Origin of the sequence: Cognatiyoonia sp. IB215182 (assembly GCF_033963905.1) — a bacterium.
In the GTDB taxonomy this organism is placed as follows: Bacteria; Pseudomonadota; Alphaproteobacteria; order Rhodobacterales; family Rhodobacteraceae; genus Yoonia.
Genome location: NZ_JAXBMB010000006.1, coordinates 264,232 through 278,551 on the forward strand (window position 1 = coordinate 264,232; position 14,320 = coordinate 278,551).

Here is a 14,320-nt window from a genome sequence, read left to right on the forward strand (position 1 = left end):
TGACCTCTTAAGACAACTCCCCTAGTTAGGTGCGAAGGAGTCGCGATGCTGGATTCAGCCCTGATACTTGATGCCACTTTGCTGCCCGCGATGATGATCGCGGTGCTAGCCGGCATTCTGTCGTTCCTGAGCCCATGCGTCTTGCCGATTGTCCCGCCCTATCTGGCCTATATGGGCGGCGTGTCCGTCAGTGAGATGGACGAAGCGGCCACGGCGCGTCGCCGCGTCTTGATCACGGCACTCTTCTTTGTGCTGGGATTGTCCACGATCTTTGTACTGCTAGGTCTTGCCGCGTCTACAATGGGTCGCGCGCTTTTGCAGGCTCAGGGGTGGTTCGTGCCGATTGCCGGGATCGTGGTGATGATCTTTGGCGCGCATTTTATCGGCGTGTTCCGCATTGGTTTTCTGGATCGCGAGGTGCGGGTCGAAACGGGAGATCGCGGTGGGTCCGCTTTCGGCGCCTATATCCTTGGTCTCGCCTTTGCTTTTGGCTGGACACCTTGTCTGGGTCCTATCCTTGCGGCCATTCTAAGCCTTGCTCTCTCCGAAGGTGATGTTGCGCGCGGCGCCGTTCTCATGTCGGTTTATGCGCTGGGGCTGGGTATTCCGTTCCTGCTGGTCGCGGCGTTCTTTCCACGCATGAAAGGCCCCATGGCGTGGATGAAACGGCATCTCAGCCAGATTGAGCGTGCCTCGGGCCTGCTTCTCTGGACCGTCGGTCTGATGATGGTTACCGGACAATTCACCGCGTTCAGCTTCTGGCTGCTGGAGCAGTTTCCGGCTCTTGCCTATATCGGCTAGGTCACGCCACCCGAAGCGGTCTGCGTCTTGTCGCTTAAACTCCTGATTGCTTTGGGTTAACCTGCCGCAAACGGGACATCGGGTAGGACGGGACGATGAGCGATGATGCGATGCCGGTGCAGCAGCGCCGGGTGTTCCACATTCCCGGCTATGACCCGATCCACCCGCGGCGCTATCGCGAGCTTTACCGCAAGGAAAGTGCCGCGCAGGCAGAGATCAGCGGATATGATATCTCGGTCCATGCAGGCCCGGCGGAAGACAAATTCTACTGGGCGGTAAAGGCGCGGATTGATGGGCAAGAGGTCATCTCCCGCATTGATGTGCTCGTCTGGTCAGACATCGTGCGCGACAGCATGGCGCAATCGATCCCCGCGACCTATTGGCAGCTGATCCAGACCGCTTGGATTTACACTGTCACCGGTGCGCTCAGGCGGTTGATGTGGATGCGCAAGGGGCCGGTGATTGCTGCACTCTACCCGGTCGCGATGCTGATCATGCAGCTTGTCTTTGCCTTATGGCTGGGTGCGACCCTGGGCAGTTGGGTCGCGGCGGCGCTCATGTGGCTCTTGGCGCTGACCGGTCTGACGGGCGGGCTGTTCTTCAATATCGTCAGTACATTCGCGACAATCCTCAGCTATGTCATCTGGGTGGGGGTCGCCCTTGTGCTGCTGCGCTGGTTCAAGGCAAAGGATAACAAGCTTTTCGCATATTACCTGATGCATGATTACGCCTTCTCTGCGCGGCTCTGGGGGCAGAACCCTGCCGAGCTTGAGGAGCGGATGAAAGTTTTTGGGGATGAGATTGCCGAAGCGCTGAAAGGCAGTGCCGATGAGGTGCTGATCGTCGGTCACTCTTCGGGGGCACATCTGGCCATCTCGATCATCGCTGATCTCATCCGTGAAGGCCGCGTGCCGGAAAATGGGCCGCGTCTTGCGTTTTTGTCACTGGGGCAAGTCGTGCCGATGATGTCATTCCTGCCGAAGGCGCGCAGGCTGCGGGGCGATCTCGCCTTTCTCGCTACGCAAGAGGCGCTGACATGGGTTGATGTCTCAGCCCCCGGCGATGGCTGCTGCTTTGCGCTTTGCGATCCTGTGGCGGTGACGGGCGTGACGCCGCCGGGTAAGAAATGGCCGCTCGTCATCTCGGCGGCGTTTACTCAAAGCCTGCAGCCCCAGACTTGGCGCAAGCTGCGCTGGCGGTTCTTTCGGCTGCATTTTCAGTATCTTTGCGCCTTTGATCGGCCAAAGGATTATGACTACTTCCAGATCACTGCTGGCCCAACGACATTGGCAGAGCGCTATCGCGGGCGTCCGCCTTCGGCCTCGCGGATTGATATCGCCGTATCAAAATACACCTCGATAATTCCGTGACGCAGCCCTTGCCGCCAAAACCGGCATCACGCCCGGATAAGGTCTCACTCTGGCGATACATGCGGCTTTTCCGTCAAGACATCCTGTCAGCGCAGCCAGCACGGCTTTACCGCGCCTGGATGGCGGAGTTCCGCACGCCGTTCTTTCGCAGCTATCTGATCAATGACACGGATCTGATCAAAACAGTGCTCAAGGACCGCCCGGCCGACTTTCCGAAATCTGACCGGATCGGCGCGGGGTTGCGCCCTTTGCTTGGGAACAGCGTGTTTCTGACCAATGGCGCGGTCTGGGAAAGACAGCGGCGGATCATCGACCCGGCTTTCGAAGGCGGGCGGTTGCGGGATACGTTTCCCGGCATGGTCGCAGCGGGGCAAGCGGCGGTTGGCCGGATGATCGCCTCGGCCGCGGAGCCAGAGCACGAGATTGAGGCGCTGACCAGCCATATCGCCGCCGATGTCATCTTTCGGACGCTCTTCTCCATCCCGATTGAGGATGCAACCGCCACAAAGGTCTTTGCTGAATTCAAGCGCTATCAGCGTAGCCAACCGATCCTGAACCTTGCCGCTTTTGTGCCTGGGCCGCGCTGGATGCCGCGCTTCTTCCGGCTCGGTACAGTCGCAACGGCACGGAGTATCCGGGCGCTGATCACCAAGCTGACCGAAGAGCGACTTGCGTTGATCGCCAAAGCGGCGGCCCCGGATGACTTGGCGACGAAGATCCTGACGACCAAGGACCCGGAGACGGGTGAGACCTTCAGCCCGGATGAAATGGTCGATCAGGTCGCGATCTTCTTTCTGGCGGGACATGAGACGAGCGCATCCGCCCTGGCATGGGCGCTCTACCTCCTGGCACTTTATCCTGAATGGCAGGAGAAGCTGGCCGCAGAGGCCATGGCCTTCGGAGGTGATTTTGCCGATCTTTCGAAGCTCCCGCTGACGCGCGACGTATTTCGCGAAACGCTGCGGCTTTACCCGCCAGTGCCGATGATGGTGCGTGAAGCGACCAGGCCCGAACATTTTCGCAATCGTGCCATCCGGCGCGGGGCTCAGATTGTGCTGTCGCCCTGGCACCTGCATCGGCAAAACCGTCTGTGGGATAACCCTGATGCCTTTGATCCAGCCCGATGGACCACCGCCAATGGGCGGGACTGCGCCCGCCACGCCTTCATTCCGTTTTCCGCCGGTCCGCGCGTCTGCACAGGTGCAGGATTTGCGATGATCGAAGGGATTGTGCTGCTCGCCACACTCCTGCGTCATTTTCAGTTTTCGCTTTCTGAACGGCCTGCTCCCGTTCCGGTTGCGCACCTGACAGTAAGGTCGCGTGACGGCATCTGGCTCCGAATCAGACCGCGAATGTCGCCCTGAAACCGCCAATCGACCTACTCGCCCATTTTTAGAGCAATTTGAGAAACCGATCATGATGCAATTGTGACACGGAAAATGCCCCCAACCGGCATACTTGTCTCAAATACACCATAAAAATGGGGTGCTTACGCGGGTTTCCGCCGCTCTTTACACGGGGTCGTGATTGCGAGACAGCCTTTTTTGTGCCACAAAATAATATCGCTGCATGAACGACGTGTTGGGGGCCACCAATGACAATTTCACTGCCAGGATCTTCAAAACGTGGTCTTTCGGGCCTTTTCGGTCGCAAGAAGGCCGAGGCTGGCACGCAGGTGCAGCCCAAGAAGAAACTGGAAGGTCATGAGGTTGCGCGCCTGTTTGACAAGAAAAGTCGTGCAGCAGAGGCGAAGCCCGTCAAGCCCGCAAAGCTGAATGACACCGAAAAGCAGGATCGTGAGCGTTTGTCGAACCTGCGCGGTGCGCTTTATTCTCAGGACTGATCGCGGATCGTTCTCTCAAACACGTAAATCCGCAAGGCAGACGCTAGACCGATATCTCGGCGATTTGCATCTATCTCGGCTGCAAGCCCGTTGATCGTTTTCCCGTCTTTTGCGGCAATCGCGCGGAATGCATCCCAGAATATGTCTTCAAGCGACACGCTAGTCCGGTGACCGCGTATGGTGAGTGACCGTTTGACCGGACGCCGATGATCACTCATCGCGTCTCAGTTGATCAAGACGCTTGTTGGCCCTTTCAACCTCAGCCTTGTCGCGCTCTTTTTCGGCCTTGGTGCGCCCAAAGCGGATCGCGTTCTGATCCGCTTGCGCTTTTGCCTGCGTCTTGGCGCGGGCCTTGCGTGCCTGGTTGAGGTTGATCGGCTTCACTTGGGCCCAATCATATCTTCGGGGCGGACGACTTTTTCAAAGGTGTCTTCATCCACAAAGCCGAGATTGATCGCCTCTTCTTTCAGAGTTGTACCGTTTTTATGCGCGGTCTTGGCAACGGTTGTGGCGTTGTCGTAACCGATTGTCGGGGCCAAAGCGGTGACGAGCATGAGCGATTCCCGCATCAGCTTTTCGATCCGGTCTTCATTGGCCTTGATGCCTACGACGCAGTTGTCGGTAAAGGCGCTGGCCGCGTCGCCGATCAACTGCATGGATTGCAGGACGTTATAGGCCATCATCGGCTTCATCACGTTCAGCTCAAAATGTCCCTGGCTTCCGGCGAACCCAACGGCGGCATCATTGCCCATGACATGTGCGCAGACCTGAGTGATCGCCTCGACCTGCGTTGGGTTTACCTTACCGGGCATGATCGAGGAGCCGGGTTCGTTTTCCGGCAGCATCAATTCACCCAAGCCGCAACGCGGGCCAGAGCCCAGCATGCGAATGTCACAGGCGATCTTGTAAAGGCTTGCGGCGACGGTTTTCAGCGCGCCCGACATCTCGACCAAGGCGTCATGGGCGGCGAGTGCTTCAAATTTGTTTGGCGCGGTCACGAAGGGCAGGCCGGTGATCTCAGCCATGTTCTTGGCCACCGTCTCGCCCCAGCCTTTGGGCGAGTTCAGCCCGGTGCCAACAGCCGTGCCGCCCTGTGCGAGTTCATAGATTGCGGGCAGGGCGGCCTTGATGCGGCGGATACCCATGGCGACTTGGTGGACGTAGCCCGAAAACTCCTGACCCAGTGTCAGGGGCGTGGCGTCCATGGTGTGGGTGCGCCCGATCTTGATGATCTTGTCGAATTCCTGCTGTTTCTGCTCCAGCGCGGCGTGAAGTTTCGCGAGGCCCGGCAGCAAAACATCATGCGCCGTGGTGGCAACGGCGATATGCATAGCTGTAGGGAACGTGTCGTTCGACGATTGCCCCATATTGCAGTGATCATTGGGGTGGATCGGCTCTTTGGACCCGATTACGCCCCCCAGAATTTCAATGGCGCGGTTGCTGATCACCTCATTGGCGTTCATGTTCGATTGCGTGCCAGAGCCGGTTTGCCACACAACCAAAGGAAAATGATCGTCGAGCTTGCCTGCAACAACTTCCGCGGCCGCCTCAATCATCGCATCTGCCAGCTTCGCATCCAGCTTGCCGCGGTCCTTGTTGGCCATGGCGCAAGCCTGTTTGATCACGCCAAGCGCGCGGATAATTGCCACGGGCTGTTTTTCCCAACCAATCGGGAAGTTCATGATCGAGCGTTGCGTCTGCGCGCCCCAGTAGCGATCTGCAGGCACCTCAAGCGGGCCAAAACTGTCGGTTTCTGTACGCGTGTCGGTCATCTGCGCTCCCCTTGGCATGTTCTGCCGAACCTATAGGCAGCGGTGAGGTGAACCGCAATAGAGCAGCTTTTGGCGACCCACCCGCACTTCGACAGTCAGATATCAGGCAAGCTGAGTAATCTGCGCGCCTTCACCAATCGGTTTACCGGCCGCAATATCGGCGAGCCGAGTCTTCATGTGGTCGGCATCGCTGCCATGGTAATAAAAGAAAGTGTACTTCTCCCCGGCATGACTGCCGCCATACGCGTATCCTTCACCAAGGCTGGCAACGACTTCATCGTTGAAATCGTCGGGATCAAAACCTTCATAGGCGCTGTCGGGTAGGTCGGCACCGTTAAGCCCTATACCCACGACAGAGATATTGCCAAATTCGCGCAGAACGGTTCCGTCATCTGTGACGAACGACGTCGATTTTGGCGCGTTCAAGCGCGTCAGGGCGTCTTGCAGCTTGTCCAATGTTTTATCGGCAAGATCAGGCAACTCCACCTCAAGATCGCAGTAGAGGATGTCACCTTCGGGATCCATCATCGTCCCACCGCCGGTGATCGCGCCCAATTCCTCCACCTCGAGGATTTCGGTGAGCGGCTCTTCCCAGAATTCAAAACGCTCCATCGGTCCGATCTTAAGGGGTAGGCGCACGGACAGATAAACCGGTTCAGTCATGGTAAGGATCTCGGGAAGCTCTACTTGCGGAATTGATCTAGGCTGACCACGTCAGCCTCTTTGCGTTCCTGGGGCGCCGTTTCTTCGGGTTCGACCATTTCTTCCATGGGTGCCTCATCGATTTCGACGATGGCGGCGTCTTCGTCTTCCTGTGTCTCGAACCGCAGACCGAACTCAACCGACGGATCAACGAACGTCTTGATCGCATCGTAAGGGATATAGAGCGTTTCGGGATTGTCGCCGAAGTTCAGCGTGATCGTGAACCCCTCATCGGTGACATTCAGATTATCGAACCAGTGCTGGATGACGACCGTCATCTCACCCGGATACCGGTCAGAGAGCCAATCGGCGATTTCCACATCGGGATGCATTGTATCAAAGGTGATGAAAAAGTGGTGCGCACCAGGCAGCCCGTCTTTTTCAATCCGCGTCAGCACCTCTTGGATGAGCCCGCGCATGGCACGGTGCATCAGGTTTCCATAGTCGATGGTACTGGTCACGGCAGTCCTTTCCCAAATCCCATGTTTACAGCATAGGGGATTCGGCCCCGGTGAAAAGGGTCACTCTTAGTTGAGCGTCAGAGCGGAGGAAATCAGCAGGCTCAGTGCCGCTGAAATGATCAGTACGAGGGGGAGCGGCCAGTGGCGCCACAAAAGCAGAAGGCCCGAGACAATGGCGAGGGCCACAGCAATTGGTTGCAAGCTGTTCAGTGCGGGCCAAATCGTCTGGAATGGGCCCGCATCTATTGTCAGGACGTCGGAAAAGAACACGTGGGCCGCAAACCACAGTGACAGGCTGGCAATCACGCCGACCACGGCTGCAGTGATGCCTGCCAAAGCTCCGCGCAGGCGTGGTTTGCCGTCGAGCCAGTCGATCAGCGGTGCGCCCGCAAAAATCCAGATGAAGCAGGGGATAAACGTCACCCATAAGGTCAGCGCGCCTGCGATCAGCGCCAAACCAACCCCGCCTTGGGCCATGCCTGCGATCATGCCGACAAATTGTGTGACCAAGATCAGCGGGCCAGGTGTCGTCTCCGCGAGGCCTAGCGCATCCATCATTTGCGGCGTGGTCAGCCATTGATAAGAGACGACAACCTCTTGCGTCATATAGGCAAGCACGGCGTAGGCGCCGCCAAAGGTCACCACCGCAAGCAATGAAAAGAAAAGGCCGATATCGCGAAGAAACGTGCTGCCGCTGGCTGCGATCAGAAGAAACGGCGCGGCCCAGATGGCGGCGCCGATCACAAGGGTCAGGAGCGTGCCGTGTAAGCTGCCAGACGGCTTGGCGCTTGCCGACGTCTCAGCTCCTTGCATCGCAGCACCAATCAGCGCCGCCACGAGGATGACAAACGGAAAGGGCAGGGCGAAGAAGAAGAGCGCGATGAAGGCGCCAACCGCCAATGCGACATGCGCCCCTGACTTCAATGCCCGTTTTGAGATTTTCAGAAGCGCTTCGATGACGATGACGACGACGGTCGCTTTGACACCTAAGAACAGCGCCTGTGCGACGGGCAGGTTCCCGTAGGCGCCATAGGCAAGTGCTAAAGCGGCAATCACAATCGCCCCGGGCAGGACAAAAAGGCCACCACCGATCAGCCCACCCCAGATACCGCCCTTTTTCCAACCGGCATAAGTGGCCAGCTGCATCGCCTCCGGTCCCGGCAGCAACATGCAGAACGACAGGGCACGCAAATATTGCTCTTCGGTCAGCCAATCACGCTTTTCGACCAGCTCCTTATGCATCAGGGCGATCTGCGCTGCTGGCCCGCCAAAGGACAAAAAGCCAATCCGGCCAAAAACGCGCACAAGATCACCGGTCATGTGCCGTGCCTGCTCGGCCAATCGTGGCCTTCGTTCTGGCCATCCCGCGCCCAGCGATAAAGTGCGTCATATACAATCATTCCAGCGTTAAGCTGTGCATTATCTTCACGAAACATTCGTGACAAACCGACGGAAATCGCAAGCAGTCCAGCGGCTTGCGGTGCCAGCGCGTGCTGATTGGTGTCCGCAGCCCGCACGATAGTGGCAAGCGCATCAAGCGCGGGGTGGCTCAGGCCGAAGGTTTTGATCATCATGTCGAATGTGCAATCTTCGCCTTCATGGCTCCATTCCACGCCTTCGATGTCAAAGGGTGTCGCATCAAAGCGCGCTGCGACATCCATGACAGTTGCGGGCGGAACAAACAGGAAGGTGGCGTTGGGATCAACAAAACGACGGATCAGCCAAGGGCAGGCGATCCGGTCGATTTTTGGCCTGTGCCGCGTCACCCAAGTGGATCCTGGGACTTTTTTGACATCCAAGCGCGGCAGCCCAGCGGCCCGCCACGCATGGTTTCCGCCTTCAAGAACCTGCGCATCATATCCGTCTGCGCGCAGGTAGGCCGCGACACCATGTGACAGTTTTAGCCCCTTCTGGCAGACGCAGACGATCTTCGAACGCGTCAAACGCTCCTTCAGTCCAGCGATATCCGTATGCGGATGCCGAAAGGCAGTTGGCACCAAGAAGGGATCAGCGGAAAAGTCATCATCGATGCAAACGTCAACAATAACAGGGCATTCCGGGGTTCCGATCAACCGCATCAATTGGGCAGGGGTAATCTCATTCAAGGCAGCCATTCTGCATCCTTTCTGAAAGCGTCAGTGGATGCGATGCTTTGGCCTGAACCTCACGGGGTGGTCGCAAACCCCACGCGCTATTCATGCTTGATGCGCGTCGACGCGTCAAGTTCAGCCAAAGATCCGGCTGAGTTCACGCAGGATCTTGGCCCGGATGGTTGCAGGATACTCCCGGTGGGTACGTGCGGTCATCACAAAGCCGTCGCGGGTGATCACCGCACTGCGATAAAAGTTGGTGATCGCGAGGCCCATGGATTCAATGGCGATGCCGTTGATCGTCACGCCCTCGCGTTCGGCTGCATTGCGTGCCGCACGCACGTCAGAGCCGCCATTAGGCGTGCCGTCACCCGAGACATCGATCACCCGCCGCTGACATTCCGGAACCTGATCAAAAAGCCGCAGGGAATAGTAGATTGCCTCTGCGGGCGCAGTGTCGGACAGAACAAAGGCGCGTTCCATCAAACGGGCCTGTCGGGCCAGCGATTGGGCATCAAGTGCGGTTGTGATGCGGGTCCAGGGAATAGAAACGGTCTGCTTGTCGACCCCAGACCATTGCACAACGGTGATGGTCGCACCTCCGCTAACCATTGTGTCAACGATTTCAGGATCTTCGAGCGCGTCGGCAAGGCCATCGGTTTGCAGGCGATACTCTGCGGTATCAATGGAATTGGAGACATCGATAGTCAGAACAAGGGCTGTATCACAGGCCCGCGCCACGACAGGGAGCGTGGCCAGACCTACACAAAATGCAAACCAACAAAGCCTCATCACCGCATCGTGCGCAGGGACCTTTGTGTTTGCAAGTCACAACATTGCATGCGCCCAAAATATGGTCTGCCATAGGCCGTGGATTGCGCAACAATGTGAAGGAAATGCAGGTTTCTGTTGCCAGGTACCTGCGAACCCCGCCCAAGGTCGCTAAACCTTAGGAGTTAGATTTCAGTCTTCCGCACTGCTTAAGCAGCGAGGGCAACTGGAGCTCTGTTGTCGTTTGCAACTAGCTTATTTGAACCGATAACGGTGGTATCTCACCGAGACAAAGCAAACCCCTTTAGACGTTCGTCGATCCTGTTTCGGCCCCATGATCCTCAAACGAAGGATATTGGTGGAGCCGCCGGGTACCGCCCCCGGGTCCGATCCGCTTATTACGAGCGCGTTTATGTCCATAGTCCCGAAGGACGTGAAAGATATAAGCGAGGTCCGGCGCTCTCGCAAGGTTGCGTTGCGCGAACTGGTTAGAGATTGAGCCAAATTGCCGGAATGCCAACCGCCGCTTCAACCAGGAAATACACAAGTTTCTTTTGCGAATTGCCGTCAAGGACAATGGATGTCAGCCGCCCCAAAGCTGCCCCGCACCAGCAAAAGCCAAGCATCACGTAAGCCTCTGGACTGCCCAAGATCAGTGCGCCGATCCCCATGCCCACAAAGAGACACCCAACGGAGGCGCGCACCTCAGAGGCACCCATCGTCGTCTCGCCCATTGTCAGGTCAAGCGCGCCCATCGTGTAGCGCGGGGCGAGCCAACCGAAACAGCCCAGGCCGATACTGAGCAAGGCAAAGATGATATTGATGATGTCCATAGGGCGGCCCTTCGTTCTGCAGCCTGCGACATGGGGCGATCCGTGCCGAGTTCAATGGTGCTTATGAAGCCTGCGAGTATTGCGCCACGATATCGCTGAAGCTGTCGTAACGCTGGGCGATGATCCGTGTGAGCGGGCGTCCGGCGTCGGTAATGCGGATCTTGTCCCATTTCTGGACCACGTAGCCCTTGAAATCGCGTACGACGCTTGCGTGAACCTCAACGAGGTCTTCCGCGTCGGGATGAGCATTGAGTTTGGCAAGATCAATCTCGAAATCGCACATCAGCATATTGATCGCATCTGCACGCAAAAGGTCAGACTGCGTCAGCGCATAGCCCCGATGCCCAGCCAGCTTGCCAGCCTCGATCCGCTCGCCATAGGCCGCGGTGGCAGCTGCGTTCTGCACATAGCCTTGCGCGAATTGTGAGATCGAGGATGCACCGATGCCGATCAGCGTCGGGCATGTATCATCGGTGTAGCCCTGGAAATTGCGGCGCAAATGGCCGGCATTTGCAGCTTTGGTCAGACTGTCAGACGGCTTGCCGAAATGATCGATCCCGATGGCCTGATACCCGGCTTCGGTGAAGCGTTTCGCTGCCTGCTGGGCGAGGGCATAGCGGGCCTCTTCATCCGGTAGGGCGTCATTCGGGATCAGCTTTTGGCGTTTTGAAAATGTCGGCACATGGGCGTAGCCGAAGAGGGCCACGCGGTCAGGATCAAGCTGGTGCACCTGATCCAGCGTTGCGTCAAACCGCTCTGCCGTCTGATGGGGCAGGCCATAGACCAGATCGGTGTTGAGTGAATGTATCCCGGCTGTGCGCAGGCTTTCGACGCAAGACAGCGTCGCGGCGAAGCTTTGTTCGCGTCCGATGGCGTTCTGGACCTCTGGATCAAAGTCCTGAATGCCGATGCTCGCCCGTGTCATGCCCATCGCGGCCAGCATGTCAATCTTACCCTGATCGACCAGGGTCGGATCGATCTCGACCGAAAAGCTGAAGTCCTCCGCAGGCGGGATCGTCTCTTTCAGGGCCGTCGCGAGGTCTTTGATCATCTCTGGCGGCAGGATTGTGGGGGTGCCGCCACCCCAATGCATCTGCCCCATGCGAACGCCATCAGGCAGAGTGGTGCGCAGCATCGCAAGCTCTTGCTTCAACACGTCCATGTAATGCGCCACGGGCTTCAGCGTGCTGGTCCCTTGTGTGCGACAGGCGCAGAACCAGCAAAGCCGTTCACAAAACGGGATGTGGATATAGACAGAGACAGGCTGCGCCGGGTCGAGTTGCTGCAAGCACTCCCTTTGGAAGTCTTCCCCGATTTGGGCGTCAAAGGCGGTCGCAGGCGGGTAGCTGGTGTAGCGCGGGACCCGGGCATCAAACAGCCCGAGCCTGCGGAGATTTGTCAGATGATCCATTAGCCTGTTTTGACAGAATGCCAGAACCGCCAAGTTGATCTAGGTCAACTAATCGCGCATCGCGCCCTGCCGCTTCAGGCTATGCGAGCTGGTCGATGAAACACGCCGTGGTTTCGGCCACTTGTTCAGGGCTGTTGTCGCGGCGAAAGAAGGTCGCAAAACCTGTTTCAGGGAACATCAGGTATGTCTGGGTTGAATGATCGACGAGGTAGAATTCCGGGTCGCCTTCCTGCGCGCGGTAATAGGTCTTGTAGGCCTGTGAAGCAGCTTTGATCTGTTCCGGCGTGCCCGTCAGCCCGATCATGTCTTCGTGGAAGTTGTCGGTGAAGTCGCGCACGACCTCCACCGTGTCACGTGGTGGATCGACCGAGATAAAGACGGTCCCGATATCAAGCCCCTGGTCTTCGAGCATATAAGCGGCTTGCGCGTTGCGCATCGTGTCCAGCGGGCAGACATCGGGGCAGAACGTGTAGCCGAAATAGATCAGGGTCGGTTTGGTGATAACATCGGCGTCGGTCACCGTTTCGCCGGTTTCCGAGATCAGTTCAAACGGGCCACCAATCGCGCCACCGGCGACGGCAGTGTCGCCGCAGGGGTGCGCAGTCGCGTTCTGGGCCTGCCAGACGTAAATGCCGAGGCCCGCGGCGACGGCTAATGTTGTGGTGCCAAAGATAACAGATTTCATCGGCAATCTCCTTGGTATGTCGAGGGGGGACTGAGGCCGCCCCCTTGTGAATTAGTGATTGTGACCGTCGCTGTGGTTGTGCTCATGCTGCATGTCGCGCTTGACGATGTCGAAAGTTACTGAAACGGGCCCTGCATCCTCAAAGATCAGGGTTGCGTCGACAGTTTCACCGGCGACAAGGGGGCTACCGCGCAGCCCCATGAACATCACGTGCAGACCGCCGGGCTCCAACGTCACGGTTTCACCGGCGGGGATTACGATCCCGTCTTCGAGGTGGATCATGCGCGCGATCCCTTCATTGTCGAAGTCATGAGAGTGAAGTTCAACACGCGGGAAATTGGCCTCAACCGCGACAAGACGGTCATCCGTAGCGCCGGTATTGGTGATCCGCATAAAACCGCCGCCAGCCATGGCCGTTGGCGCAGTTTCGAAGGCGCGGATATCGGCGATTTGCATGTCAGCCGAAGCGGCGGTTCCAATTGCGGTGAGGAAGGCCAGTGCGGCCAGTTTGGTCATTTTCATAGGTTTGTCTTTCGCTTTGCGCGCAGACAGAGCTGCGGCGATGATCTGATGTTTTGATGTGAGTTCAGATCAGACGAAAGGCGGCGCCCGTGCCGGATGGGATGAAGGCGGAGCGACTAGAACGGCCGTTTCCAAGGCAAGTGTCCAGTTCAGAGGCGCGCTGGTCGAGAGCTGTGTAGCGTTCGCAGTAGGTGTAGGCAGGGCGCAGGCCTGTGCGATAAGGCAGGCCATGCATTTGTTGGCATGGGCGAGGGGGTCTCCGCCCTCGCCACACAATTCCGCCCAGTCGCCACCGGCCAGAATGTAGGCATCGACTTGCGCCTCAGTCTGGGGCGACAGGGTCTTGTGGCCGAAACTGACAAGCGTCAGCGCCACCAGCAGGATCGCTGTAATGATCCCGCGGAATATCATGCGTTGGCCCGGATCACGGCGCGGATGTATTTCGCGGCAGAGCGGTAATGGCTGGGCCCGGACGCCTCGGCAAAGCGGCCCGTGGTCCATTTGTTATTGCCGCCGCCTGGCATCGGGCCGCCATAAAGCTCTGCATCGCTATGCGCGTCGATGAAATCGATCAGCTTTTTGTGGCTGTCATTCAGCATCTTTTGCACGTCTTCCCAGGACAGATCGGCTTGGCGTTCCCGCAGATCGGCGTTGTAGCGTTTCAGCTCGTTCCATTTATACCCTTTGGCGGGCATGTACACCGGTTTTCCGGCCTTTCCGTCATTGTACCAGTCAAAGAAAATCTCCGTCCAATGGGCCCTGTGACCGACCACATCCTTGATGGTTGTGTCGTCATGAGGGATATAGGCAGTGGCTTCATCAATGCCCTCTAACAATTGGGCAAGTCTCGCAAAATCCTTTTCGGTGACTGCGCGAAGATCGGCTTTGTTCGTGGCAGCTGGCATCATGTTCTCCTGTTATTCAAGCGGAGAGTAGCGCCGCATCACTGCGGCGCTTTGATGCAGATCAGTTGGTTGCGGTAGCAGCGCCGAATTGGGCGTCACAAAGCAAAAACGGGCGGTGAAAGACACCGCCCGATCATTTTGTATCGCGGGATGC

The 14,320-nt window shown here is 57.8% G+C and carries 18 protein-coding genes and 1 other RNA gene; 4 read left to right on the forward strand and 15 right to left on the reverse strand.

What is annotated here, in order from left to right; translation table 11 throughout:
• The first annotated feature begins 45 nt into the window (after window positions 1-45).
• The 4 genes from SLH47_RS14175 (at window position 46) to SLH47_RS14190 (ending at window position 4,014) form a co-directional block, all read left to right on the forward strand.
• Window positions 46-801: a cytochrome c biogenesis protein CcdA gene (locus SLH47_RS14175; RefSeq protein ID WP_320240207.1), complete on the forward strand. Its 756-nt coding sequence runs from the start codon at window positions 46-48 to the stop codon at window positions 799-801.
• Window positions 802-896: 95 nt separating this feature from the next.
• Entirely contained in the window at window positions 897-2,171 is a 1,275-nt protein-coding gene (locus tag SLH47_RS14180; RefSeq protein WP_320240208.1) for a hypothetical protein, read from the forward strand.
• A 59-nt stretch (window positions 2,172-2,230) separates the two neighbouring features.
• Window positions 2,231-3,535, forward strand: a complete 1,305-nt coding sequence (locus SLH47_RS14185) for a cytochrome P450 (RefSeq protein ID WP_320240378.1) — start codon at window positions 2,231-2,233, stop codon at window positions 3,533-3,535.
• Window positions 3,536-3,765: 230 nt separating this feature from the next.
• Window positions 3,766-4,014, forward strand: coding sequence for a hypothetical protein (locus SLH47_RS14190; protein ID WP_320240209.1), 249 nt, complete (start codon window positions 3,766-3,768; stop codon window positions 4,012-4,014).
• Here the strand turns inward: SLH47_RS14190 and SLH47_RS14195 are convergent.
• The 15 genes from SLH47_RS14195 to SLH47_RS14265 all read right to left on the reverse strand — a co-directional run bounded on the left by SLH47_RS14195 (window position 4,005) and on the right by SLH47_RS14265 (window position 14,166).
• Window positions 4,005-4,232, reverse strand: a complete 228-nt coding sequence (locus SLH47_RS14195; protein ID WP_320240210.1) for a ribbon-helix-helix domain-containing protein — start codon at window positions 4,230-4,232, stop codon at window positions 4,005-4,007. The genes SLH47_RS14190 and SLH47_RS14195 overlap by 10 nt on opposite strands.
• A complete protein-coding gene (locus SLH47_RS14200; protein ID WP_320240211.1) occupies window positions 4,225-4,398 on the reverse strand; it encodes a DUF4169 family protein in 174 nt (57 codons plus the stop codon). The genes SLH47_RS14195 and SLH47_RS14200 overlap by 8 nt, the downstream gene beginning before the upstream one ends.
• Entirely contained in the window at window positions 4,395-5,786 is a 1,392-nt protein-coding gene (gene fumC, locus SLH47_RS14205) for a class II fumarate hydratase (protein WP_320240212.1), read from the reverse strand. Before fumC ends, SLH47_RS14200 begins: the two co-directional genes overlap by 4 nt.
• A gap of 102 nt (window positions 5,787-5,888) precedes the next feature.
• Window positions 5,889-6,449: a hypothetical protein gene (locus SLH47_RS14210; RefSeq protein ID WP_320240213.1), complete on the reverse strand. Its 561-nt coding sequence runs from the start codon at window positions 6,447-6,449 to the stop codon at window positions 5,889-5,891.
• Window positions 6,450-6,469: 20 nt separating this feature from the next.
• Window positions 6,470-6,949 (reverse strand): SspB family protein, encoded by a 480-nt coding sequence (locus tag SLH47_RS14215; RefSeq protein ID WP_320240214.1) that lies wholly within the window; start codon window positions 6,947-6,949, stop codon window positions 6,470-6,472.
• A 66-nt stretch (window positions 6,950-7,015) separates the two neighbouring features.
• Entirely contained in the window at window positions 7,016-8,269 is a 1,254-nt protein-coding gene (gene chrA, locus SLH47_RS14220) for a chromate efflux transporter (RefSeq protein ID WP_320240215.1), read from the reverse strand.
• The gene (locus SLH47_RS14225) at window positions 8,266-9,063 is read right to left on the reverse strand and encodes a sulfurtransferase/chromate resistance protein (protein WP_320240216.1); all 798 of its coding nucleotides are present in this window, start codon (window positions 9,061-9,063) and stop codon (window positions 8,266-8,268) included. The genes chrA and SLH47_RS14225 overlap by 4 nt, the downstream gene beginning before the upstream one ends.
• Before the next feature lie 111 nt (window positions 9,064-9,174).
• On the reverse strand, window positions 9,175-9,831 hold the full coding sequence (locus SLH47_RS14230; RefSeq protein ID WP_320240217.1) for a DUF1194 domain-containing protein: 657 nt from the start codon (window positions 9,829-9,831) through the stop codon (window positions 9,175-9,177).
• A gap of 103 nt (window positions 9,832-9,934) precedes the next feature.
• Window positions 9,935-10,282, reverse strand: a transfer-messenger RNA (tmRNA) gene (gene ssrA, locus SLH47_RS14235).
• A 16-nt stretch (window positions 10,283-10,298) separates the two neighbouring features.
• Entirely contained in the window at window positions 10,299-10,643 is a 345-nt protein-coding gene (locus tag SLH47_RS14240; RefSeq protein ID WP_320240218.1) for a DUF4345 family protein, read from the reverse strand.
• 61 nt (window positions 10,644-10,704) lie between these two features.
• Window positions 10,705-12,054, reverse strand: a complete 1,350-nt coding sequence (gene hemN, locus SLH47_RS14245) for an oxygen-independent coproporphyrinogen III oxidase (protein ID WP_320240219.1) — start codon at window positions 12,052-12,054, stop codon at window positions 10,705-10,707.
• 79 nt (window positions 12,055-12,133) lie between these two features.
• Window positions 12,134-12,739 carry an SCO family protein gene (locus tag SLH47_RS14250; RefSeq protein ID WP_320240220.1) on the reverse strand — a complete coding sequence of 202 codons (606 nt, stop codon included), beginning with the start codon at window positions 12,737-12,739 and terminating at the stop codon, window positions 12,134-12,136.
• Between the two features lie 51 nt (window positions 12,740-12,790).
• Complete coding sequence (locus tag SLH47_RS14255) at window positions 12,791-13,261, reverse strand: copper chaperone PCu(A)C (RefSeq protein WP_320240221.1); 471 nt, start codon at window positions 13,259-13,261, stop codon at window positions 12,791-12,793.
• Window positions 13,262-13,330: 69 nt separating this feature from the next.
• Complete coding sequence (locus SLH47_RS14260; protein WP_320240222.1) at window positions 13,331-13,672, reverse strand: hypothetical protein; 342 nt, start codon at window positions 13,670-13,672, stop codon at window positions 13,331-13,333.
• Entirely contained in the window at window positions 13,669-14,166 is a 498-nt protein-coding gene (locus SLH47_RS14265) for a ClbS/DfsB family four-helix bundle protein (protein ID WP_320240223.1), read from the reverse strand. The genes SLH47_RS14260 and SLH47_RS14265 overlap by 4 nt, the downstream gene beginning before the upstream one ends.
• Window positions 14,167-14,320: the final 154 nt, after the last annotated feature.